Raw genomic sequence first — 23,901 nt, forward strand, 5'->3', positions numbered from 1 at the left:
CATAGATAGTGACCTCCTGCCTCTATCGATCTGGGGCTTCGTTAGTCTCAGCCCTCTCCAGCAGCTCAAGAGCCTTACTCAGCAAGGCACCTGAATCACCAACACGAAGGTCATCAGGTATTTTCTGTCCACTCGACAGGTAAGCGAGAGGCAAACGGTTATCGGCAATAAGGCTAATCACTTCCCCGCCACTGCTTGCTTCATCCAGTTTTGTAACCACACAGCCATTCAGCCCATGATTTCTATAGGTATCATATGTAGCCTGCAATACCTGCTGCTGACTGGTTGCACTAAAAACCAAGTATTTACGAATACGCACAGATGCAGTTTCCAATAGTGAAAACTGCTCCTGCATATTAGGGTCTTTAACACTCAGGCCTGCAGTATCAATCAGCACCAGCGCCTTACTTTTAAGGGACTTAAGCGTAGCATCAAGCGTGTTTTTCTCATCAACAACTCTTACAGGAACACCTAAAATACGACCAAATGTACGTAACTGTTCATACGCTGCAACCCGGTAACAGTCTGTAGTAACAAGCGCTAAACTATCAGGTCCATACTTTAAAACATATCGTGCGGCAAGTTTACCAATTGTTGTTGTCTTACCAACACCAGTAGGGCCCATCAAAGCAACAATTCCACCCTGGTCGACAACATCAGACCCTGTCGTAAGAATTCCAGCCCGAATCTGCTCAACAGCTTCATCCCAAGCAGAAGAAAACTCAGCGTCGTCGGAAAGATCTGCAGCCTCGACAATTCGAGCAGAGAAATGCTCCGAAAGCCCCATGCGTCTGAGGCGTTTATACATCATTGCCTCAACCGGCTTGCGCTCTGCTATTGAGTCTTTCATCTGTTCACGGAGAAGTTCACGCAGCCCCTGAATCTCTGACTGCATCGCTCTCATTGCTGCATCTTCCGGGCTTTGACGCCGGGTTTTGGGTTCAAGCGTATCAACCAGAGCCTCAGCCTGATCAAACTGGCGCTCTTTTGCTTTAGCCTGGAAAGCATTCTCAAGACGATCCGGACTTTGCCCACCACTGGCATTCTCAATAACATCTTTTGCCTTAGCTAACGCACCAGCCAAGGAATCCGTCAGCGCATCACTGTTTTCAGGATCAATACGCTCACTTGGTTCACGCAGAATACTGGCGTCATAGTCGACAGCCGTTACAATTTCAACACCACCAGCTACTTTGTTATTCGACAGAATAGCGGCGTCAGCACCAAACTCATCACGCACCAACTTCATGGCTTGACGCATATCAGGAGCAAAGAAACGTTTAACCTTCATAAATCCCCGTATCCTTCGTTATTCTCGTAGCCATGGAGCATACCCCAACCACATAAAAGACAAGTTTATTGCTGCCCTACAGTAGCGACAATCGTGATCTGTTTATTATCAGGGATTTCCTGATATGAAAGAACATGAACAGATTGAGCACTGTATCGAACAAACCTGGCAAGAACTTGCCGTATCGGCGCAGCCACCACTAATACCGCTGGATTACCCATCATCTCTTGTTGCTGTGATACCTCAGCCAGCGATTGCTGCAACCGTTCAGCCATTGCAGGCTCTAAAATCAGATTATCATCAACATTTGACTGCGCTGCTTGCTGCACTGACTGAAGCAAGATTTGTTCCAACTGTGGCTCAAGAGTAATAACAGGAAGATCAGTACTAGGCCCGCAAATAGATTGAACAATAGATCGGGACAAGGCCACGCGCACAGCAGAAGTCATCTGCCCAATATCCCGGGTTGACTGAGCCGTCTCAATCAATGATTGCGCAATTGTTCTAAAGTCCCGGATAGAAACACTTTCCTGTAACAAGCTCTGAATAATTTTCAGCAACTGATTCAAACTAACACAGTCCGGTACAAGCTGTTCCGCAAGCTTCGGAGAGTGGCTGGAAAGCGCATCCATCAGATGCTGAATATCATCATGGCCAATTAATTCATGGGCATAATTCTGCATAATCTGATTCAACTGGGTTGCAATAACAGTACTGGAATCAACAACCGTATAACCTAAAGCCTGAGCCTCATCTCGCTCCTGAGCCTCAACCCAAACCGCATCCAAACCAAATGCAGGATCTTTACCTTCAATCCCTGAGATCTCCCCAAAAACCTGACCGGGGTTAATAGCCATCTCACGATCCGGGTAAACTTCAGCCTCGGCTACGACAACACCTTTCAGCAGAATACGGTAAATTGTCGGAGAAAGCTCCAAATTATCCCGAATATGAACAGATGGCACCAAAAACCCCAGCTCCTGAGATAACTTTTTACGAATACCCTTGATGCGCCCTAAAAGCTGCCCCCCTTGATTCTTATCAACCAAAGGAATTAGACGATAACCCACTTCAAGACCTAAAAGGTCGATCATAGGAACATCACTCCAACCCAGCTCTTTCTGATTAACAGCCGCTTCATCCGGCAAAGGCATATCTGGAGCCTTTTTCTTAGAAGCAAGCTCTTGGGCAACCTTTTTCTCAGTGTAGTACTTGATCGCATACGCCCCCAAGCCAGCTGCAGCTGCCAGCCCCAGGAATGCAACGTGTGGCATACCAGGAATAACACCCATCAAAGTCAGAATAACAGCAGTAACCGTCAGGGCCTGAGGTGTGGCAAACATCTGACCACCAACCTGCTGCCCGATACTCTGATCGCTATTAACACGCGTCACCATAATAGCGGCCGCCACAGAGAGCAGCAGTGACGGAATTTGAGCAACCAGGCCATCACCAATGGTTAGAAGCACATATTTTTCAAGGGCGTCAGAAAACTCGAGATCATGCTGCATCATGCCGATGCCTAAACCACCAAGCACGTTAATAACCAGAATTAAAATACCTGCAACAGCATCACCGCGGACGAATTTACTGGCACCATCCATTGCACCATAAAAGTCAGCTTCATTGGCAACATCTGCCCGCCGCTGTTTTGCCTCTTCCTGATTAATCAGACCTGCATTCAAATCCGCATCAATCGCCATCTGCTTACCCGGCATCGCGTCCAGAGTGAAACGGGCGCTCACTTCCGAAATACGTCCAGCACCCTTAGTGATTACCACAAAGTTGATAATCATCAGGATAAGGAATACCACAAGACCAACAACATAATTGCCGCCAATCAGAACAGCCCCGAAGGCTTCAATCACTTTACCAGCAGCGTCACCGCCTTCATGACCATTAAGCAGTACAATACGTGTGGATGCTACATTCAATGCCAATCTTAAAAGAGTGGCGACTAAAAGAATGGTGGGGAAAACAGCGAAATCTAATGGCCGCAAGGAATAAACAGCTACCAAAAGAATAATAATTGATAGGGCAATATTAAAGGTAAACAACATGTCCAGCAGAAGCACCGGAACAGGCAGTGTCATCATCCCAAGCAACACAAGGATAAGTACGGGAATCCCTAGTCCCGTCAACGGCAAGCTTTTCAACTTGTCTATTATTTGAGTACGTTCCATTATTGCCCTTGTCTGCTGGCATTCTACAATTAAAATTTTTGGCTATGCTACCAACAATACTATAACAGTCAAAGCATTAAGCAACTGCTTAAATTTCTTTACTTTTTGTACTCAGAAGGTATCTCTGGAGATGGTGCCTTTCCGGGATGCCCTGCTTTACCACTCTTAGACTGTTTTAATTGGTAAACATAGGCCAGTACCTGAGCAACAGCCATATAAAGCCCTTCAGGTATAACATCGCCAATTTCTGTACTGTAATAAATCGCCCGCGAAAGGGGGGGGATTTGTAACACAGGTATCTCATTTGCCTCTGCTATCTCACGGATCTTCATTGCTAGCTCATCGCCACCTTTAGCCAGCAACTCCGGCGCCCCTATTTCACCTGCATCATCATATTTTAAAGCAACAGCGTAGTGAGTCGGGTTAGTGATAATGACATCAGCCTGCGGAACATCTGACATCATTCTTCGATTTGCCATCTCCCGTTGTAACTGGCGTATTCGCCCCTTCACCTCAGGTTTACCTTCTGTATTCTTCATCTCATCTTTTACTTCCTGTAACGTCATTCTCATCTTCTCGTTGTACTGATGAAGCTGGAAAGGAACGTCAATAAGAACGATCAGAATTAACGAAGAACTAACCCAGATAGCAACCCATGCCAAAATTTCAACCATTCTACCGAAGGCGTATTCAGGCGCCATCCAGGCCAGATAAGGTAATTCCATTCGATAAGCCAAAAAGACAAGAACAGCCGAAACACCGACAACCGAAACTTTGCCTATCGACTTAAAAAGCTCAACTAGAGAATTAAGTGAAAAGAGTCGTTTAATACCCTCAATAGGGTTTAGGCGACTAAATTTAGGGGCCAAGGCCTTCGTACTAAAGTTCCAGCCGCCTAAAGAAATAGGCGCAATAAGAGCTGCCAATACCAGTACAGACATTGTAGGCAACATGCCCATAAGGCTTTCTTTTGCAGAATGCGTCAAATGACGAAACATCCCCTGAGTATCGAACAGGTCGACCCTGGCAATAGAAAAATTATAGCGAAAGACGTCTTTCAAGGCCTCAGCAATAATAGGCCCCAATGTCAGTAAGGCTGCAGCCGCAACAAGCGTCAGCAACATCGTATTCAGGTCTTTTGAGCGCGGAACATCACCTTTCTCCCGAGCCTCCTGAATTCGTTTGGGGGTGGGGTCTTCAGTTTTTTCCTGTCCGTCTTCGTTCTCTTTTGCCATTAGGCCCTCGACTCTATCCAGTCGTTAAGAAACGATAATCCAAATTCAAAGACATTTTCAAAATGAGGAGTCAATGTTGTCAAGCCTATCCAGGCGATCAGTAGGCTAAACGTCATCATAAACGGAAAACCTAATGAGAAAATATTCAACTGAGGTGCAGCCCTGGTCACAATACCCAATCCAGCCTGAACCATGAGCAATGCCGTAACACCAGGTATAACAATCAGAAAAGCAGAAGCAAACATCCATCCACCTAGGTTTACTAATGCCCAAAAAAACTCTCGGTCAATGCCGGAAAAGCCGATAGGTATCATACGAAAGCTATCCGCTATAATCTGAATCAGCGCTAAATGCCCATTCATTGTAACAAAAAGTAAATTCGCTCCAATGACAAGAAATTGAGCAACGACAGTCGTATTTACCCCGTTAGCCGGATCAGCCATAGAGGCGAAACCAAGGCCCGCCTGCATTGCATACATCTGCCCGGCCAGTGCAAAAACCTGGTAAACAATCTGGACGACAAACCCAAAAGCAACACCAATCAAAACCTGCTGCGCGATCACCAAAAACGCCTCAAGTGAAATCAGATCAATCTGAGGTACATCCGGCACCATAGGTAAGATAGCCAGGGTTACGACCAGTGAAAGAAGCAAGCGAATATTAGAAGGTAAGGTCTGAGAGCCGATCAGAGGCACAGCCATGAAAAAACCGGCCACACGAAAAAAAGGCCAAAGAAAACCAGCCACCCACTGCACGATCATTGCATCCGTGATCTGAGCTGGCATGAATCAACCTATAAGAAAGGGAATATTGGCGTAAAGGCGCGTAGCAAATTCAACCAAAGAACGCACCATCCAAGGACCAGCGATAACAATCGCAAGCAAAGTAGCAAACAAACGAGGCAAGAAGCTTAATGTCTGTTCGTTAATCTGGGTTGCCGCCTGAAACACACTGATAACAAGACCAACGAGCAGACTGGGAACAACCATAACAGCTACGATGATCATAATCAGAAACATCGCCTCACGCAGAATATCAACAACAACGGAAGGTGTCATAGCTATCCGGCTCCAAAACTTGAGGCCAAAGTCCCCATAACCAGAGCCCAGCCATCAATAAGAACAAAAAGCATAATTTTAAACGGCAAAGAGATAATAATTGGCGACAACATCATCATACCCATGGCCATCAAAATACTCGCAATAACTAGATCGATAACCAGAAAGGGAATAAAGACAATAAAACCGATCTGAAATGCTGTTTTCAATTCACTGGTCATAAAGGCCGGTACAAGCACACTAAAAGGGATATCGTCGGTAGATTTAATAACATCATAACCGGCTATTCTGGCAAAAAGATCCACATGATCTTCCCTCGTTTGAGCTAGCATAAACTCAGTTACCGGTTGTCGGGCCAGCTGAACTGCCTCCAGAGCCGTTACCTGTTCAGCTAAATATGGCTGCAAAGCATTAACATTAACTTCTTCCCAAACCGGGGTCATGATAAAAAAAGTCAGAAACAATGCCAGACCAACTAAAATCTGATTTGATGGTGACTGCTGTAAGCCTACCGCTTGGCGCAAAATAGCAAAAACAATAATGATCCGGGTAAATGAGGTCATCATGATCAAAGCTGCCGGAATAAAGGTCAGCGCCGTCATGATGGCCAGAATCTGGATCGTTACCGTATAACTTTGAGAGCCATCTTCCCCGGTAACCAGGGTCAGCGCAGGGATTCCGGGCTCGGCATAAGCACCAGCACTAAATGACAAACCCAATGTCAGAAGCAATAAAATCCTTAACATCAACCCTTTTCCCTACCCGTTTTAAAGCCTTGCAAGATATTTGCAAAACTTGCGTTTTCACCGGCATCTGCAGATAGCTTAATGACGGCATCAGGAAATACATGAAGGCACTCTACGCGCTCTGAAGAAATACCGAGCACCATTTGAGTACCTGCAACATCAACCAACACAAGTCTTTCCTTACCTCCCAAGGGCAAAGTAGATAACACCTGCATATGTTTAGAGCCTACACGACCTGCTCCGGGAGCAAAACGCTTAACCAGCCAAGCCAGCACAAAAATAAGAATGAGGACAATAGCCAGCGACAAGGCAACATCTTCAATGCCTGAGGCCGGACTTCCCGTACCGTAACCCACTGTTTTTTCTGCACCGCTAACAGTAGATTCCGCACTACTCAGTGCTTTCCCGGTATCAGATACAGTTTGAGCCCGCAATTGCGAGCTCAAACCGAAACCCAGAATACCCACCAGCAAAAAGGCATACACCTTCCACTCAGCGATGAATTTATTCTTAAGATTTTGCAAGATAAAAACCATTAACGAAGCTTACGAATACGCTCTGATGGGCTCACAACGTCAGTCAGTCGGATACCAAACTTTTCGTTTACCATTACAACTTCACCATGAGCAATAAGAGTGCCATTGACCTTCACATCGAGAGGCTCACCAGCCAAGCGATCCAACTCAATAACAGAACCCTGGTTCAATTGCAGAAGGTTACGAATCGCAATTTCAGTGCTCCCAACTTCCATCGCAATCGTGACGGGAATATCCATGATGACATCCAGGTTCGGATTGTCATCATCCATAGTGGCAACACTGTCATCTTCAAGATATTCCAGAGGTGCAGACTCAATATCATCTTCAGTGATATCATTTTCAGATTCCTGCTCCGAAAGGGCATCCGCCCATTCGTCTTCCTCTGCATTCTCTGAAGCACCTTGCTCATCCATTGCTGAAGCCCAATCATCTGTGGATTCAGGATCAGCCTGCTCATCCATTGCCGCAGCCCAATCGTCACCCATCTCTTCGGGGTTCAGTTCATTATTTTCGTCACTCATAACTCACCGCCAGTCCTGTTGTTATCGCTGCAGCTTAACCTGCTCTACAATTTTTAATGCTAAATTCTCACCGGATCGCCCCAGTTTACACTTAAAGGTCGGGACATTATTTGCAAGAAGGGTTACATTTTCCGGCATTTCAACAGGAATAATATCTCCTGCCTCCAGCCCCATAATCTCGCCCAGGTTGATCTGACGCTCCACTACCTTAACATTCAAGGGAATATTCGCTTCCATCACATCCTGGCGCAACGCACGAACCCAACGTTCATCGACATCATCGACATCACTTTGCACACCTGAGTCCAGCTCTTCCCGAACGGGTTCGATCATGGAGTAGGGGATAGTGATATGCATATCACCACCACCGCCATCCAGCTCGACATGGAAAGTACTGACGACAACCACCTCACTAGGACTCACAATATTTGCCATAGAGGGGTTAACTTCAAAGCCAATATATTCAAAATTAAGCGGTAAAACGGTACTCCAGGCTTCCTTCAGATCAACGAAGACCTGCTCCAGTACTTTTTGTACAATACGAATTTCTGTTGGTGTAAATTCACGGCCTTCGATCTTGGCATGGCGGCCATCGCCACCAAAAAAGTTATCAACCAGTTTAAAGACCAGTTTCGCATCCAAAACAAAAAGAGCCGAGCCCCTTAAGGGTCGCATCTTCACAAGATTTAGACTGGTAGGCACAAATAAAGTATGTACGTACTCACCAAACTTCATAATCTGCACGCCACCAGCTGTCACGTGAGAGCTGCGGCGAAGAAGATTAAATAAACTGATTCGGGTATAACGGGCAAAACGCTCGTTAATCATCTCAAGCGTAGGCATCCGCCCACGTACAATACGATCCTGACTGGTAATATCATAAGACTGGACATCGCTGCCATCAGCATCATCATCTGCGCCGGCTGGTAGCTCGTCATCCTCTACACCATGCAGAAGGACGTCAATTTCGTCTTGAGAAAGTAAGTCCTGCATAAAAAAGTCCGTCCTTACTGCATAACCAGGTTCGTAAATAGAACCTGATCAATTGTTTCACCATTACCATATTTTGCCAGAACATCCTGAACAGCCTGTGTTGCTGCCTGGCGCATCTCTTCCTTACCTTCAGGAGTTTGGATGCTTTCAAAGTCCTGCTTGGCAAATAGCTGGTTCAGATTATTACGAATAACAGGTGCATGCTGCGAGACCTGAGCAACAGCATCTTCAGTCTGTGCTTTCACTGCAACATAAACCTGCATAAAACGCTGCTTTCTACCGGCATTAAAGTTAATTACAAACGCAGGTTCCATTTCATAATATACAGAGTTACTAGGGGTGATTTGAGGCCCGGACGGAGCACTTACCTGCTCAACCGTATCACCCAAACCAGGCACCTTGCCTAAAAAGAACAGCGTTCCGCCAACGGCTGCAGCGATAGAAAGCAAGACAACAGTAACAATAATGATGATTGTTTTTTTATTGCTTTTCTTCTGTTCGTTTAAGTCTTCCATTCCAAGCCTCTTGCTTTCAATTGATTAATGCCCATATAAAATTAATGAACTAATTACGATTCAGGATAATGCAAGGCCTAAGCAAAGTAGTCAACCAGTCCTAAAGCTGATTGCTGTTTACTACTAAGCAAAGCATCCTCCCGGGTCTCGTCATCACCATCAACAGAACCACTATTTCCGCCGGATGCGGCGTCAGAAGAAGCAAAAGAGTCATCCGGGCGCTCGGATAGTGATTGATCGGAAACATCCACCTGCCCCAGATTTATACCCGCACCCTCCATCATCTCACGCAACCGGCTCACCTGAGCTTCAAGTGCTTCCCTTACACCAGAATTAGGGCTATGGAACTGAATTGTTGTTGTATCTCCCGACACACGAACACGAACCTCAAGACTGCCGAGATCTGGTGGATCTAAGCGAATTTCTGCGGTCTGGATTCCCTTTGAACGCATCATCATAATGCGCTCATTCAGAGCCTCAGTAGCTCCGGGTTGCCCTGGCAATCCTCTTAAAACAGGTAACTGCGGCAGATTCTGAGCCGCCCCTGAAACTCCGGCTCGTTGAGCCAAACCCTGTAAACTCTCTGCTCCGGATACAGCTCCTGCACCGGCTGCAGCCAGGGATAAGGCTTGACCAGCACTACTTCCCATCCCATCTTTTAGAACTATACCTGCAAATCCTGAAACCTTTCCGGAGTTCTCACTTCCTTTCTGGGTCAACAGTTGTTCAAAAAGTTTATCTTTGTCAAAACCAGACTCAGCATCTTTTCCTGCTCCTTGCTCCTGAAGCAGCTGACTAACAAGGCGTCCGGCCTCCTGAACAGCAGTACCCTCTGCTTTCAGAACGTCAGCAAACCTTGGAGCAGACGTTTGATTTGTACGCGAATCAAATGTAGCTGCAAGACGAGCAATAATATCAGCACCACCCATCTCTTTAAGATAAGCACTGAATTCAGTATTACTTTGTAAAAGCTGCTGAAGCTGCGCAATCAATTCTTCCGGATCGTTTAAAAGCTGCTCAAACTCCGACGATGACAGGATTTCATTCTCCTCTAGAAAACCCCTGATGTCGTCTAAAGATACTCCTTCAGCATCCAGCGTTTTTTCCAGTTTGGACAGCAATGTCGCAGCATCCACATCGCCTTTTTGGATATCCTGTATTAACTCATCAAAGCTTGCTTCTTCTGAAAGGTTACCGGATAACTCTGAAATAGCAGCATCAACAGAGTCACCCGCCGCTTCTGAATCCACCTCACCTTCAGACAACAGCTTAAGTGTTAAGTCATCTGCAGTATCTTGCTCTGCTGCTTCAGCTTCAACTTCTGCGTCGTCTTTCTGCCTCGAAGCAATGGCCGCATCTTTATCAGCCACGGCATCCTCATCAGCTACACCATTCTCATCAGCAGCGGTGCTTCTATCAGAGGAATCTTTTGCTTCTGAATCATCATCAGCCGAAGAATGCTTATCATCAGCTAATGTATTTCTCTCAGAGGAATCTTTCTCATCCGATGAAGTTCCACTACCTGAAGTTTTATTTTCATTTACATCAGATGCCTGCTCGGACGCCACCTTGGACTGCGACGTTTTATCAGTGGCAGACCAAGCATCCTTTTCAGGAATCTCTTTGCCGTTTTGCGGAACAGACTTGCCATTGTCTTCTGCTTTACTGCTAGCAACATCCTGTTTAGAAATCTTTTCATTCCCTGAGGCCTGAGGCACGACAGCAGACGCACTCTTTAAGGCAACATCAAACATAGCCTGGTTAGTACTATTTTGATTCCGCTTAACACCAGCGGAGCCTGAGGCGGGTAGTAGGTCAAGAACTGACCGTGATTGACTGACACCCATGTTGTAACCTCTCTATTTAATTCTAAAGAAGATACAGCAAAGACCATGCCATAGTTATTTATCAGAATATTTTCTTCTAAGATATGCCAGAGCTGCAAACTCGTCCAAAGCCTTTTGCTCTAACTTATCAGCTTCTGCAGCTTCCTGCGCTTCAGCCCTTTCAACCAGGCTCTCAAACGCTCTCAGCTTACCCCGAGCTTTAAACCAATACTGCTGAACCTGATCGACCTGCTGTTCCAACTCGGCGATATGGTCAACTTGCTGGTTAGCTGCATTACTGAGCTTGTCCATGAAACCAAAGTAGGTCCGCAAAGTCGCCCCATTAATCCCCGTGCGGCCTGTTTCAATAATTTTCTCATGGTATTCCAACTCATACTCAAGCAATTGCTTTTGCTTAAGCTCCTCATTAGAAACCTTCGTATTCAGATAACCAAGAGCATTAACAGCATCCCGTTCCTTTTTTTCGGCCATTGTCATAATGTTTTTTAGGCGTTCTGAGCGTTTCATTAACCTGCCTCTTAAGCCTGTTCAGCAGCAGTACCAGAAGGCGCCATATTCAGCGCTTGGTACATCTGCTGATAACTTGAAACAATATCGACATTGTCTTTCAACCCCTGCTGCAGGAATTGCTTAATACCAGGCATCAACGCGATAGCCTGATCAATGGCCGGATCCGCCCCGGAACTATAAGCCCCTACGCTAATCAGATCTTTATTTTGCTGATAAAGTGCGTAAAGCTGCTTCACCGAGTAAGCCAATTTTAACTGATCATCCGAAACAACCTGTGGCATGACACGACTGATGGAAGCCTCTACATCAATGGCAGGGTAATGTCCTTCTTCAGCCAACCTCCGGGACAGTACAATATGACCGTCTAAAATGGCTCGCGTGGCATCAGCGATTGGATCCTGCTGATCATCACCTTCAGTTAAAACTGTATAAAAAGCTGTAATAGAGCCACCCGTACCTTCATTTCCGTTACCGGCACGCTCAACCAACTGAGGAATTTTAGCAAACACTGAGGGCGGATAACCTTTGGTAGCTGGCGGCTCACCAACAGCCAGAGCGATTTCACGTTGAGCCTGTGCAAAACGGGTCAGTGAATCCATAAGTAAAAGAACCTTCTTACCCTGATCGCGAAAATACTCAGCAACACTTGTCGTCAGCATGGCGGCTCGCAAACGCATTAAAGGAGCATCATCGGCAGGCGACGCCACTACTACAGAACGAGCCATTCCCTCCTGCCCCAGAATCTCTTCAATGAATTCCTTTACCTCTCGCCCACGCTCGCCGACCAAACCTACAACAATAATGTCTGCCTCAGTAAACCGGGTCATCATCCCCAGCAGCATACTCTTACCAACACCACTGCCTGCAAACAGACCGATTCGCTGTCCTTGACCAACTGTAAAAAGCGCATTAATCGCTTTTATACCGACATCAAGTGTCTCCTTAATAGGTTTTCGGGCAAGTGGGTTGATAATTTTCCCATGCAGGCTTGTCGTATCTTTAGCAACAATCGGCCCCCGGCCATCCAATGGCTCACCAATACCATTCAGAACTCGCCCCAACAGTCCGGGACCAACAGGGATGTTCAACGCTTTTTCATTCGGGGTTACACGCCCACCAGGCTTGAGTCCTTCAGCCATCCCAACCGGCATCAAAAATGTTCGATCAGAGGAAAAGCCCACAACTTCAGCTTCAACAAAACCACCATTAGCTGTTTCAACATTACAGTAGCTGCCGACCGGCATATCACAACCAACAGCTTCAAGAGTCAACCCAACCATACGCACCAAGCGACCTTCGGTCCGAATACGAGGCTGAAGTTTTTTCTCTGGTTTATACTGGCTAAGCCTTTTTGCCAAATTATCCATTGATTATTCTCGCTGGCTGCTGAAGGTTACTCTGTCGGGGACGACCCAGACTCTGACGACTCATCATGCTCTTCAGCTGAAAGATCAGACTGAGCAACAGAGGACGCTGAAGCATAACGTTCAGCAACAACCTGAGTCAGAAGGTCCTCTAAGCGAGTCTCTACACTGCTATCAATCAGAGAGCTAAGAGTCTCAACCCGGCACCCGCCTCTGGAAACGCTTTCATCAGAAAAAACCTGCCAGGGGTCGATCTGGCGGCTGGCCTGTTCATGAGAAATTTCATAATCATCGGGATTAACAAAAACACGAATACGGTCGCTGTTTCTCGGCAATGCTGATAAAGAGTCCTGTATAATCTGCGTAATAACAGACGAATCAATGCTCAGCTCTTTATGCGTCATAATTGTCACGAGATGCGTAACAAGGTCATACAGTACAGACTCTAACTCTTCGTGTTGTACTGCTATAGGTTCATGCAGAAGTGCCAGAATACTATTTAACCGCGAGAGAACATCATTGACCTCCCGTTCGCCTTGTTGCAGACCATCCGCATAGCCTTTATCGGAGCCTTCCTCATAGCCTTCAGCCTTACCCTTAAGAAAACCATCTTCCCGACCTCGCTCAAAGCCATCATGACGCCCTTGCTCCATACCTTCAGCATAAGCTGCGTCATAAGCTTCTTTTCGGATCGCCTCGACTTCCTCAAGCGTTGGCAGCTGAATTTCTTCCTCAACCTCTTCATCAGCTACTTCTGCATCTACGATTTCATCAGAGATTTTTCCCCGCCCCAAACTACGAAGGGAGACACCAGTAAGATCTGGCATCTCCCAACGTTCAAAGGCTTCAATCTCTTCACTCGACCATAAGTGTCGTTTATCCAGAGACATATTTCCCACTCATATAAAAGTAATAATGAGGTATCAGATCCCTCACAAAGTAAGGTCTACACCATCTGGTCAGCACCGCCGCCCAACGTAATCTCACCGTCTTCGGCCAGACGCCTAGCAATCGCAAGAATTTCTTTCTGGGATTGCTCAACCTCACTCACACGAACAGGGCCTTTGGCCTCAAGGTCATCACGTAGCAACTCACTGGCTCGTTTAGACATATTCTTAAAGATTTTTTCCTGCACTCTTGTATCAGCACCCTTAAGCGCCAACACCAGGCTATCCGGGTTAACTTCGCGAAGAAGCACCTGAATATCACGATCATCAATGTCCACCAGGTTATCGAAGACAAACATCAGATCTTCAATTTCCTCACCCAGCTGCTCATCAACTTCCTTGATTGCCTCCATGAGCTCACCTTCAAGGGCACTTTCAAGGTTGTTCATGATATTAGCCGCGACCTTAACACCACCCATACTCGTAGTCTGAGTACCTGTGCTGCCAGAGAACTGCTTCTCAAGAATATCATTCAGCTCCTGCAGAGCCTGAGGTTGAACGGACTCCAATGAAGCCACACGCAAAATCACATCCAATCGAACCTTGGAGTCGAAAAAGGACAGCACTTCAGCAGATTGATCAGAATCAAGATATGATAGAACAATAGCCTGAATCTGAGGGTGCTCATACCGAATAATATCGGCAATCGCTCTTGGTTCCATCCACTTCAGAGTATCTAGCCCTGTTGTATTACCGCCCAGCAAAATACGATCAATAAGGCCATTAGCCTTATCTTCACCAAGCGCTTCAGTCAACATGCGACGGATATAACTATCTGCACCAACACCAAGCCCAGTCACATTACCGGCAGAATCCAGAAATTCGGATAAAACCTCTTCAACTTGGTCCTTTGACACATGTTGCATCTGCGACATCGCCATACCAACCTTCTGAACCTCTTTAGGGCCCATATGGCGCAAAATCTGAGCTGCATCAGACTCACCGAGAGTCATCAAAAGGATCGCCGCTCGCTGAACAGAACTCAAGCTCTGATAATCTTCATCACTCATCTGAAATTACCCATTGTCTAACCACCTGAGCCACACGCCCCGGGTCTTCTGCAATCATTGCACGAATAGCGTTCAGCTGACGCTCATAAGCTTCATTCGGCCCTGCAAGCAACGGATCATCCGCAGCAGACAGCGTAACCTGATCATCCCCTAAGTCTTCCAGAGGTGTCAGCATTTCATCTTCAGCATCAGCGCCATCATTGGCATCACGAGCAGTAGCGAGATTCCGAAGGATAGGACGCAAAACACCAAAGATCAGAATAAGAACAAAGAGACCCGCCAGTACTTGTTTGGCGATTTCCCAGAACCAAGGTTCCTGATAGAAAGGGAGCTTCTCAATCATATCCCCACCGCCGTCAGCAAACGGTGAGTTAACGACATTAACACTATCGCCACGTAATGCATTAAAACCGACAGCATCCCGAACCAGCACCTCGAGCCGCTTCAGTTCATTCTCATCCCAGGCACGACGGACAACTTCACCACTATCAGGCTCACGGATAATAATATCATCCACTACAACAGCTACTGTCAGTCTGTCTACACGCCCTAAATTATTACGGGAGTAACTTACCGTACGGTCCAGTTCAAAATTCCGTGTAGCCTGCTTACGACTGTTAAGAGGTGAGCCACCTATAGGATTGCCATTCTGATCAAAAGCTTGCTCAGGCACATCTGTAGGGGTCGGAGGTTGGTTAGAAAGAGCCCCAGGAATCCCCCCCTGATTCATATCACCAACCCGCTGTTCGTTCAGAACCTGCTCACTACGCAAGGCAGGCAAATCCGGGTTATAAATCTCTTCTGTCTGCTCAGTCTCGGTAAAGTCGACCTCGGCAGAGACTGCAGCCTGATAGCGCCCAGCACCGAGCACAGGTTCCAAGATACTGCGAACACGCTCAGTCAACACACGCTCAAGCTTACGGGAGTACTCAAACTGCCGTTGAATCTGTTTGTCGGACTCTTTCGTCTCCGTCTGAGACAGCAAACGACCACGCTGATCAACAATAGTAACGTCTTTGGGGTCCAGTTCCGCAATACTGGTAGCCACAAGATTAACAATCGCATTAGCCTGACTCGAGTCGAGTGCAGCACCACTATGCAGATTCAGAAATACAGAAGCAGATGGTTTGCGATAATCTCGCACAAAAACAGATTGCTTAGGCATTGCCAAATGAACACGTGCGCCGCGAATAGGCTGTAGACTGGAAATCGTTCGTGCCAACTCGCCTTCTATACTACGACGATAACGGGCAGACTCCATAAACTGGCTGGTGCCCAACCCCTGCTCCTGGTCAAGTAACTCGTAACCGACTGTATTGCTACCGGCCACATCAGAAGCTGCAATTTTCATACGAGCTTCATAAATGCGATCAGAAAGCACGAGCAAGGCACCCGACTTAGGATCAACTTTATAATTGATACCGTTTCGCTCAAGAATATCGACAACAGCAGGTGAATCATACTCACCAATACTGCTCAGCAAGGGACGATAGTCCTCTTCCTGCGACCAGAGAACAATAGCAAAGCCTATGGCTATACTTGCAGCAAAACCCGCAAGCAACCCTAACTGACGAAGCATATCAAGGCTGTTAAACCCATCCATAACCCCATTGATTCCGCCTCGGCCTTTTGACTTATCTGTCGTTACCTGAGGCTCTGTCATCTGGTCTTGCGCTGCACCCGGAGTCTCAGTAACTCCAGTATTTGCATCAGCAGAAGAGTTATCCATTCATCAAGTTCCTAGTCCAATTTCGCCCTAAATGAGGACTCAAATATTCAAATTTTGAATTATAATGGCATGCGCATGATTTCTTGATAAGCGGATACCAGCTTGTTACGCACTTGGCTCATAGCCTCGAATGCTACTGTCGACTTCTGAGAGGCAATCATTACCTGAGTAATATCTACTTCAGGATCACCCATTTCGTATGACTCCCGCAAAGCGCTGGCCGTCTTTTGCGTCTCATTTACCTTATCAATAGCAGCCTTCAGCATTTCTGAAAAATCAGGAGCCCCTGCGGCGTTTACAGACTTGCCATCCTCTAAGGGCTTAACGGCAGGCGCAACACGGCTTGCCTGATGTATTTCAGATTGCATAGACCGAATCTGATCCAGCACACCTGATATATCAGCTCTATCCACCATGGTTCACCTCACACTGTTAACTAAGATCATATTCAATTCTATAACTTAACACCGGCCTATTACCAGCGTAATGAATTATGCAATTTCGATCTCTCTTTCAACATCTATGCCACTATCCCGCATCTTGGCCAATTTATAGCGCAATGTACGGGGGCTAATACCCAGCTGTTCAGCAGCTTTATTCTTACGACCTCTGCATTCACGCAGCACAGCAATGATCATTTCAAACTCTTTCATTTGCAGATCATCACCCAAACGGCCAGAAATGACAGATGGAGTAAGTGCTTCGACAGAAGCCTGAGAAGCATCTTTCTCAGGCACCAGCGAATCAAGGCAAACATTATCCGCAAGGGCCGCCGGCTCTATGCAAAGATCTGCCGCATAGACAGTATCACCTACCTGAAGAATAAGTGCGCGTTGTACGACATTTTCCAGCTCACGCACATTACCCGGCCAAGAGTATCCCTCCAGCGCTAACCTAGCATCATCAGAGAGGGCAACGACTGAACGATTCATTTTACCTGCATGCTTGGCGAACAGCTTTTCTGCCAGTGGAACAATATCAGCCACCCGTTCCCGCAACGGTACAATATTTACTGGAAATACATTCAAGCGGTAATAAAGATCTTCTCTGAATCGCCCTTCTGAAATAAAATCATGCATATTCCGGTTAGTCGTCGCAATGACGCGAACATCCAGTTTTATAACCTTTCGTCCGCCAACCCGCTCTACCTCCTGCTCCTGAAGCACCCTCAGCAATTTAGACTGAAGATCAATCGCCATTTCAGATATCTCATCGAGAAGCAGTGTACCGCCATTCGCCTGCTCAAACTTACCTGGAGCACTGGTATGAGCCCCTGTAAAAGCCCCCTTTTCGTGACCGAAAAGTGTTGCTTCCAGCATTGTTTCAGGGATTGCGGCACAGTTTATGGCAACAAATGGCTTATCACGACGTTGAGAATGACGATGTATATACTGCGCAATCACCTCTTTACCTGACCCGCTTTCCCCTGCAATCAGGACTGTAGAGTCTGTAACCGCAACTCTTTTTGCCAGCCCAAACGCCTGACGGCTTTTCTCACTTACCATGATGGGCTCGTCGGGCGACGCTGAAACCACCTTCGAACAGTACTTACCGACCAGCTCAACCAGCTTCTCCGGTTCGAATGGCTTCACTAAGTAATCAACCGCCCCCTGTCTCATCGCATCAACTGCATCAGAAATAGAGCCATAGGCCGTAATCATTAAAAAACTTAGCCCCGGGTACTTATTAACCACATGATCCAGCAGCTGATGACCATCAATGCCAGGCATATTGACATCCGAAACAATCATATCGAAGGTGTCTTTAGACAGCCTTACAATGGCAGATTCACCGCAATCAGCATCAACGACCTCATAGCCTGCCAACTCTAACGTATCGACCAAAGCCTCCCGCAGAGCCGCATCATCTTCAACAACTAATAGCTTTCCATTATGCATAATAACTATCCGCTAACGCCCTAAGACCGGCAAAGATATAACAAAGCAACATCCACTCCCGAGCTGGGAATCGACACTTAACTGCCCTTTATGAGCATTAACAACAGACTGGACAATCGATAAACCAAGACCTGTTCCCTGACTCTTAGTTGTAAAAAAGGGCTCAAGGATTTTATCCAGCTGCTCCTGCGGGATACCCGGACCATCATCCTTAACATCAACCGACAAAGTGTCCACTGCCACCAAAGATAAAGAGACATTAATCTTCCCGGCTCCCGCCTGTACAGCATTATTCACAAGATTCAGAATAGCGCCCAAAAGAGAATCAAGATGCCCTAAAAGATCTGCACTTACATCAGAAGCCACCTGAACGTCGACGCCAGTGGCCATTTTTATACTCTCAGTTTCAGATCTGACAGAGCTCACCAGTGATTCAACAGAGAAAGGCTCCGCAACCGTGCTGCCACCACGAGCAAACTGCAACATATCACCAATTTGCTGCTCAAGATTCTGCAAGCGATCAACCAGCTTCGCCGAAAACTTCTCCCTTTTATCTTCCGGCAAAGAACCTGACTGTAAATGCCCCGCATAGAGCATTGCTGCAGAAAGAGGTGTACGAATCTGATGGGCCAGCGAAGCAACCATGCGCCCCATTTCTGTTAGCCGCTCACCTCGACTCACCTGCTCCTGTAGCCGACGGGTTTCAGTCATATCATTAATGACAATCATCTGCCCCGGCTCTTTCTCTAAGGAACGAGTGGAAATCGAGACCAGACGCCCATCTTTAAGAGAAATTTCATAGCCATCGTCTTGGCGCGGCGAAAAACAGCGTTCAATAACATCAACCCAGCTATCACCAACAAGCTCTCCTGACAATAAGTCTCTGGCGCTGGGGTTTGCACTCGCAACTCTCCCACTTCCATCAATCACGACAACGCCTACCGGTAACAAAAACAGCAGGTGCTCTAATTTCTCAGCCACCTGCTGTTTCTTCGTCAACTCTTCTGAACGCTGCCTCTTTACTTCTTCCAGCTCTGAGGTAAGCGATACAATCTTTGTCTGAAGCTGATCATAGGAAGTTGTTAACTGCTCGGACAGAGCAGAAAATTCCAGAAAAGCAGCCTGTAACTCTTGGGCAGATGCACTCATGCGATACCTTAAGTGTTCTTAATGGCAGAAAAGCCTTGCCTACCATCGATATACTATCAGCTTAAAAAAAGATCTTCTTTTTTTCTTGTTGTGATTTATAAAAGCAGATGTAACAGCCTGTTACACCAAAAGGTTGTCCGTAACCAGAGATTTTACCATGCCCTACCTGGCCGCACGTAACAAAAGACCACTTATTCAACCAAGTCAGATTTAAGGCATCTAAAGTATAGGTATAAGCTCCGGCAATAGGAGCTAATATATTTAAATAACACTACTTAACCTTTTCACAGCACTATTGCTAGAATCCACAGCTAGTCAATTTTTTCACATTAGTTTAGAGTTCTCTTGCTAATGAGAGCAGAAATCAGTTGATATAATTACTTTGCACTCCAGACATTAAGGACATACAAAATGTTTACCGGTCAAACAATCCTCATCACCGGCGGCACAGGCTCTTTCGGTAACACCTTTGTTCCCATGACCCTGGAGAAATACAATCCAAAAAAAATCATCATTTTCTCTCGGGATGAGATGAAGCAATGGGAGATGGCCAAAGGCTATCAGAATGATCCCCGGGTGCGTTTTTTCATTGGAGATGTACGCGACAGAGACCGTCTTTACCGGGCTTTAGATCGTGTTGATTATGTTGTACATGCTGCTGCTACCAAGATCGTGCCAACGGCCGAATACAACCCGTTTGAATGCATAAAGACCAACATTGATGGCGCCATGAACCTGATTGATGCCTGTATCGACAAAAAGGTTAAAGGTGTTGTTGCTCTTTCTACCGATAAAGCGAGTAGCCCAATCAACCTGTATGGAGCTACCAAACTGGCGTCAGATAAACTATTTGTTGCCGGCAACCATTATGCCGGAGGTAAAGGAACTCATTTTTCCGTAGTACGCTACGGTAATGTTATGGGTTCCCGGGGCTCAGTTATCCCATTCTTTATGTCCATCAAGGACAAAGGGGTTTTACCAATCACAGATGACCGCATGACCCGCTTTATGATCTCTCTGGAAGAAGGTGTAGAGTTGGTCTGGCATGCCTTTGAAGATATGGTGGGTGGTGAAATCTACGTCAAAAAAATTCCTTCAATGAAAGTAACTGACCTTGCCCGGGTTGTCTCACCTGAAGCCAAACAGGAAGTCGTTGGCATTCGCCCTGGGGAAAAACTTCACGAGCAGATGATCGGTCCTGAAGATGCCTACTTCACTTACGAATACCCGGAACACTACAAAATCCTCCCGCAGATAAACAACTGGGATAAGGACTCAAACCGTATCAAAGACGGTAAAAAGGTCCCGGAGGGCTTTGTTTACGCAAGCGATAACAATTCAGAATGGATGACTGATGCTGAGCTGCAAAGCTGGATTGAGGCAAATAGAGAGAAAATCGGGAAAATCTGATGATTCCATACGGCAAGCAGGATATTAATCAAGCCGATATTGACTCGGTTCTTGAAGTATTGAATTCCGATTTTCTAACCCAAGGCCCGAAGGTTCCATTATTTGAGCAAACACTGGCGAAGAAGGTCGGTGCAAAATACGCACTCGCAACAAACAGCGCTACCAGTGCGCTGCACATCGCCTGCTTAGCTCTCGGTCTAGGAGAAGGTGACTGGCTTTGGACAACACCTGTCACTTTTGTTGCCTCGGCCAATTGCGGTCTTTACTGCGGCGCTCAGGTAGACTTTGTTGATATCGACCCTGACACCTATAATCTCAGCCCTAAAGCACTGGAAGCCAAACTGATCACAGCCAAGCAGGAAGGGACGTTACCCAAAGTGCTGGTTGCCGTTCATCTCTGCGGGCAGCCATGCGATATGCAGGCAATTCATACTCTGTCACAGCGTTATGGCTTCAAGGTTATTGAAGATGCCTCACACGCCGTCGGAGGCCGATATCAGAGCGACTATATCGGCAGTGGCCGCTACAGTGACATTACAGTCTTCAGTTTTCACCCAGTAAAAATCATCACCACCGCCGAAGGCGGTATGGCACTGACCAATGATGACCGTCTGGCCGAAAAAATGAATCTTTTCCGCAGCCATGGCGTCACCAGAGATCAGAGCCTGATGACCCATGAACCGGATGGTCCTTGGTATTACCAGCAGGTTGAACTGGGCTTTAACTACCGTATGACCGAACTACAGGCTGCACTGGGTATCAGTCAGTCTCAGCGACTGGACGACTTTGTTACCCGCCGTCATCAACTTGCCAGTCGTTATAACCAATTACTGCAAAACCTGCCTATCACCTTGCCCTGGCAGCACCCTGATAGCTATTCTGGTTTGCATCTTTATGTGATCCGCCTACAACTGGATAAAATAGACAAAACACATCGGCAAATATTTGAAGGCCTGAGAGAGAAGGGTATTGGCGTAAACCTGCACTATATTCCCGTCCATACTCAGCCTTACTACCAAAAAATGGGATTCTGCCCGGGAGACTTCCCCGAAGCGGAAAAATACTATAGCGAAGCCATCAGCCTGCCGATGTATCAGGGATTAACAGATCAACAGCAATCTGATGTTGTGTCGGCTTTAAAGACCCTGCTGGAGGGATAAAACGAATGCGCCTTGCTATAATTCCCGCCCGAGGTGGCAGTAAACGAATCCCCCGGAAGAATATCAAAGTCTTCGGAAATAAACCGATGATAGCTTGGTCCATAGAAGCTGCATTAAAAAGCGACTGTTTTGATCGGGTCATTGTCTCAACTGATGATCAGGAAATTGCAGATACTGCACAGAAATACGGTGCAGAAGTGCCCTTTATGCGGCCGGCAGAGCTGGCAGATGATTATGCAGGCACAATCCCTGTAATCCGTCACGCCATCGAGCAACTCCAGACAAAAGAACAAACTAAGATCAGTTACGCCTGCTGTATTTATGCAACCGCACCTTTTGTATCCACGCATGACATCCGCTCTGGCTGGGAATCCATTGCAAAAAGTGCTGCTGACTACGCCTTTACTGTCACCAGCTACCCGTTCCCTATCCAGCGAGCAATAAAGCTCACGGAACAGGGTAGAGTTCACATGTTTAACCCTGAACATTTTATGACTCGATCCCAGGATCTTGAAGAAGCCTGGCATGACGCTGGGCAATTTTACTGGGGCACAGCCAGTGCCTGGCTTCAGGAAAAACCTCTGTTCGCAGAAGGCTCCATCCCCATAAAACTTCCGCGTCACAGAGTTCAGGATATTGATACACCAGAAGACTGGCAGCGTGCCGAATGGCTATTCAAAGCAATGCAAGCCGAACAAAACCTCTAATGAACGTCCTATTCAGAGCCGATGCCTCTATTGAGATGGGGACAGGCCATATTATGCGCTGCCTGACCCTTGCCAACGCCCTGAAAGAGCGAGGTGTACAATGCCATTTTATCTGCCGCGAGCATAAGGGGCACCTAATCCCTTTGCTTATTGAACACGGCCACAGCGTACACTCTTTAACTACCCGCTTTCCCCAGATGAAAGATGAGCACACATCCGATGACTCTCAGCTGGCCCATGCCTCCTGGCTGGGCTGCAGCCAGACAAGCGATGCTCATTTGTGCCAAAGCATTGCGCAGGAAATACAACCAGACTGGTTGGTTGTCGATCACTACGCCCTTGATATTCAGTGGCAAAGGCTACTGCGTCCCCATTGCTCAAAGCTTATGGTAATCGATGACTTGGCAGATAGGCAGCATGACTGCGACTTACTGCTAGACCAAACCTTTGGCCGGGATACAGACGACTACCGTCCTCTTGTTCCTCAGGACTGCCAACTGCTTTGTGGGGCTGAGTACGCCTTGTTAAGACCTGAATTTTCCCAATGGCGCAGCTACAGCCTAAAACGCCGTAAGCATGGCCCACTAGAACACCTACTTATTAATCTAGGTGGTGTTGATAAAGACAATATCACAGGCCAAATACTAACCGCCCTAACCACTGGGACTTTACCTAAAAGCTGTCAAATTACCGTTGTAATGGGGACTACTGCTCCCTGGATAAAAGAAGTAAAGCAACAAGCCACTGAAATTCCCTGGCCTACTCAGGTCAAAGTCGGTGTCAGCAATATGGCTGAACTGATGGCCAACAGTGACCTTGCCATAGGGGCAGCAGGGGCCACCTCATGGGAAAGGTGCTGCCTGGGCTTGCCAACCATCATGCTTGTATTAGCAGACAACCAAAGTACGATTGCTAACAGGTTGCAAAAAGCCGGTGCTGCAGCTGTGCTACAGAAAGATTTCCATGAACAAAGTCTGACAGAGCTTATTGGGGCTGTTCAAAAAGATCAGAAAACATTCGTAAAGCATGCACAATATATATGTGATGGCATAGGTGTGCAGCGGGTACTAGAGCTACTGAGCACTTAAT

The 23,901-nt window shown here is 46.8% G+C and carries 23 protein-coding genes; 4 read left to right on the forward strand and 19 right to left on the reverse strand.

Features of this window, described 5'->3' with window-relative positions:
- Positions 1–22 precede the first annotated feature (22 nt).
- From flhF to ACN0R8_RS09520, 19 genes are all read right to left on the reverse strand, one after another.
- Complete coding sequence (gene flhF / locus ACN0R8_RS09430; protein WP_417596817.1) at positions 23–1,291, reverse strand: flagellar biosynthesis protein FlhF; 1,269 nt, start codon at positions 1,289–1,291, stop codon at positions 23–25.
- Positions 1,292–1,356: 65 nt separating this feature from the next.
- On the reverse strand, positions 1,357–3,474 hold the full coding sequence (flhA, locus tag ACN0R8_RS09435; RefSeq protein WP_417596818.1) for a flagellar biosynthesis protein FlhA: 2,118 nt from the start codon (positions 3,472–3,474) through the stop codon (positions 1,357–1,359).
- Positions 3,475–3,572: 98 nt separating this feature from the next.
- Positions 3,573–4,709: a flagellar biosynthesis protein FlhB gene (flhB, locus tag ACN0R8_RS09440; RefSeq protein WP_417596819.1), complete on the reverse strand. Its 1,137-nt coding sequence runs from the start codon at positions 4,707–4,709 to the stop codon at positions 3,573–3,575.
- Positions 4,709–5,494 carry a flagellar biosynthetic protein FliR gene (gene fliR, locus ACN0R8_RS09445; protein ID WP_417596820.1) on the reverse strand — a complete coding sequence of 262 codons (786 nt, stop codon included), beginning with the start codon at positions 5,492–5,494 and terminating at the stop codon, positions 4,709–4,711. Before fliR ends, flhB begins: the two co-directional genes overlap by 1 nt.
- Positions 5,495–5,497: 3 nt before the next feature.
- Positions 5,498–5,767, reverse strand: a complete 270-nt coding sequence (gene fliQ / locus ACN0R8_RS09450) for a flagellar biosynthesis protein FliQ (protein WP_417596821.1) — start codon at positions 5,765–5,767, stop codon at positions 5,498–5,500.
- A gap of 2 nt (positions 5,768–5,769) precedes the next feature.
- On the reverse strand, positions 5,770–6,513 hold the full coding sequence (gene fliP, locus ACN0R8_RS09455) for a flagellar type III secretion system pore protein FliP (protein WP_417596822.1): 744 nt from the start codon (positions 6,511–6,513) through the stop codon (positions 5,770–5,772).
- Entirely contained in the window at positions 6,513–7,037 is a 525-nt protein-coding gene (fliO, locus tag ACN0R8_RS09460) for a flagellar biosynthetic protein FliO (RefSeq protein WP_417596823.1), read from the reverse strand. The genes fliP and fliO overlap by 1 nt, the downstream gene beginning before the upstream one ends.
- A gap of 11 nt (positions 7,038–7,048) precedes the next feature.
- Positions 7,049–7,573: a flagellar motor switch protein FliN gene (gene fliN / locus ACN0R8_RS09465; RefSeq protein ID WP_417596824.1), complete on the reverse strand. Its 525-nt coding sequence runs from the start codon at positions 7,571–7,573 to the stop codon at positions 7,049–7,051.
- Between the two features lie 21 nt (positions 7,574–7,594).
- Positions 7,595–8,566 carry a flagellar motor switch protein FliM gene (gene fliM / locus ACN0R8_RS09470; RefSeq protein ID WP_077243007.1) on the reverse strand — a complete coding sequence of 324 codons (972 nt, stop codon included), beginning with the start codon at positions 8,564–8,566 and terminating at the stop codon, positions 7,595–7,597.
- Between the two features lie 14 nt (positions 8,567–8,580).
- Positions 8,581–9,081 (reverse strand): flagellar basal body-associated FliL family protein, encoded by a 501-nt coding sequence (locus ACN0R8_RS09475; protein WP_417596825.1) that lies wholly within the window; start codon positions 9,079–9,081, stop codon positions 8,581–8,583.
- A 77-nt stretch (positions 9,082–9,158) separates the two neighbouring features.
- Positions 9,159–10,928, reverse strand: coding sequence for a flagellar hook-length control protein FliK (locus tag ACN0R8_RS09480; protein ID WP_417596826.1), 1,770 nt, complete (start codon positions 10,926–10,928; stop codon positions 9,159–9,161).
- 54 nt (positions 10,929–10,982) lie between these two features.
- Positions 10,983–11,435 (reverse strand): flagellar export protein FliJ, encoded by a 453-nt coding sequence (gene fliJ / locus ACN0R8_RS09485; protein ID WP_417596827.1) that lies wholly within the window; start codon positions 11,433–11,435, stop codon positions 10,983–10,985.
- A gap of 11 nt (positions 11,436–11,446) precedes the next feature.
- A complete protein-coding gene (gene fliI / locus ACN0R8_RS09490; RefSeq protein WP_417596828.1) occupies positions 11,447–12,805 on the reverse strand; it encodes a flagellar protein export ATPase FliI in 1,359 nt (452 codons plus the stop codon).
- Positions 12,806–12,831: 26 nt separating this feature from the next.
- Positions 12,832–13,692 (reverse strand): flagellar assembly protein FliH, encoded by an 861-nt coding sequence (locus tag ACN0R8_RS09495; RefSeq protein WP_417596829.1) that lies wholly within the window; start codon positions 13,690–13,692, stop codon positions 12,832–12,834.
- Between the two features lie 56 nt (positions 13,693–13,748).
- Positions 13,749–14,759 carry a flagellar motor switch protein FliG gene (gene fliG / locus ACN0R8_RS09500; RefSeq protein ID WP_077243013.1) on the reverse strand — a complete coding sequence of 337 codons (1,011 nt, stop codon included), beginning with the start codon at positions 14,757–14,759 and terminating at the stop codon, positions 13,749–13,751.
- The gene (gene fliF / locus ACN0R8_RS09505; RefSeq protein ID WP_417596830.1) at positions 14,752–16,488 is read right to left on the reverse strand and encodes a flagellar basal-body MS-ring/collar protein FliF; all 1,737 of its coding nucleotides are present in this window, start codon (positions 16,486–16,488) and stop codon (positions 14,752–14,754) included. The genes fliG and fliF overlap by 8 nt, the downstream gene beginning before the upstream one ends.
- Positions 16,489–16,547: 59 nt before the next feature.
- The gene (gene fliE / locus ACN0R8_RS09510) at positions 16,548–16,904 is read right to left on the reverse strand and encodes a flagellar hook-basal body complex protein FliE (RefSeq protein ID WP_077243014.1); all 357 of its coding nucleotides are present in this window, start codon (positions 16,902–16,904) and stop codon (positions 16,548–16,550) included.
- A gap of 75 nt (positions 16,905–16,979) precedes the next feature.
- Positions 16,980–18,386, reverse strand: coding sequence for a sigma-54-dependent transcriptional regulator (locus ACN0R8_RS09515; protein WP_417596831.1), 1,407 nt, complete (start codon positions 18,384–18,386; stop codon positions 16,980–16,982).
- 12 nt (positions 18,387–18,398) lie between these two features.
- Positions 18,399–19,535: a sensor histidine kinase gene (locus tag ACN0R8_RS09520; RefSeq protein WP_417596832.1), complete on the reverse strand. Its 1,137-nt coding sequence runs from the start codon at positions 19,533–19,535 to the stop codon at positions 18,399–18,401.
- Between the two features lie 411 nt (positions 19,536–19,946).
- Here ACN0R8_RS09520 and pseB point away from each other — a divergent pair, with 411 nt between their 5' ends.
- From pseB to pseG, 4 genes are read left to right on the forward strand one after another with little or no spacing between them, the layout of a single operon-like run.
- Positions 19,947–20,945: a UDP-N-acetylglucosamine 4,6-dehydratase (inverting) gene (pseB, locus tag ACN0R8_RS09525; RefSeq protein ID WP_417596833.1), complete on the forward strand. Its 999-nt coding sequence runs from the start codon at positions 19,947–19,949 to the stop codon at positions 20,943–20,945.
- Positions 20,945–22,105 (forward strand): UDP-4-amino-4,6-dideoxy-N-acetyl-beta-L-altrosamine transaminase, encoded by a 1,161-nt coding sequence (pseC, locus tag ACN0R8_RS09530; RefSeq protein ID WP_417596834.1) that lies wholly within the window; start codon positions 20,945–20,947, stop codon positions 22,103–22,105. The genes pseB and pseC overlap by 1 nt, the downstream gene beginning before the upstream one ends.
- Before the next feature lie 5 nt (positions 22,106–22,110).
- Positions 22,111–22,812: a pseudaminic acid cytidylyltransferase gene (gene pseF / locus ACN0R8_RS09535; protein WP_417596835.1), complete on the forward strand. Its 702-nt coding sequence runs from the start codon at positions 22,111–22,113 to the stop codon at positions 22,810–22,812.
- The gene (gene pseG / locus ACN0R8_RS09540; protein ID WP_417596836.1) at positions 22,773–23,900 is read left to right on the forward strand and encodes a UDP-2,4-diacetamido-2,4,6-trideoxy-beta-L-altropyranose hydrolase; all 1,128 of its coding nucleotides are present in this window, start codon (positions 22,773–22,775) and stop codon (positions 23,898–23,900) included. Before pseF ends, pseG begins: the two co-directional genes overlap by 40 nt.
- Position 23,901 lies beyond the last annotated feature (1 nt).

The sequence above is a fragment of the Oceanospirillum sp. genome (assembly GCF_048265165.1).
Classification (GTDB): domain Bacteria; phylum Pseudomonadota; class Gammaproteobacteria; order Pseudomonadales; family Halomonadaceae; genus Oceanospirillum.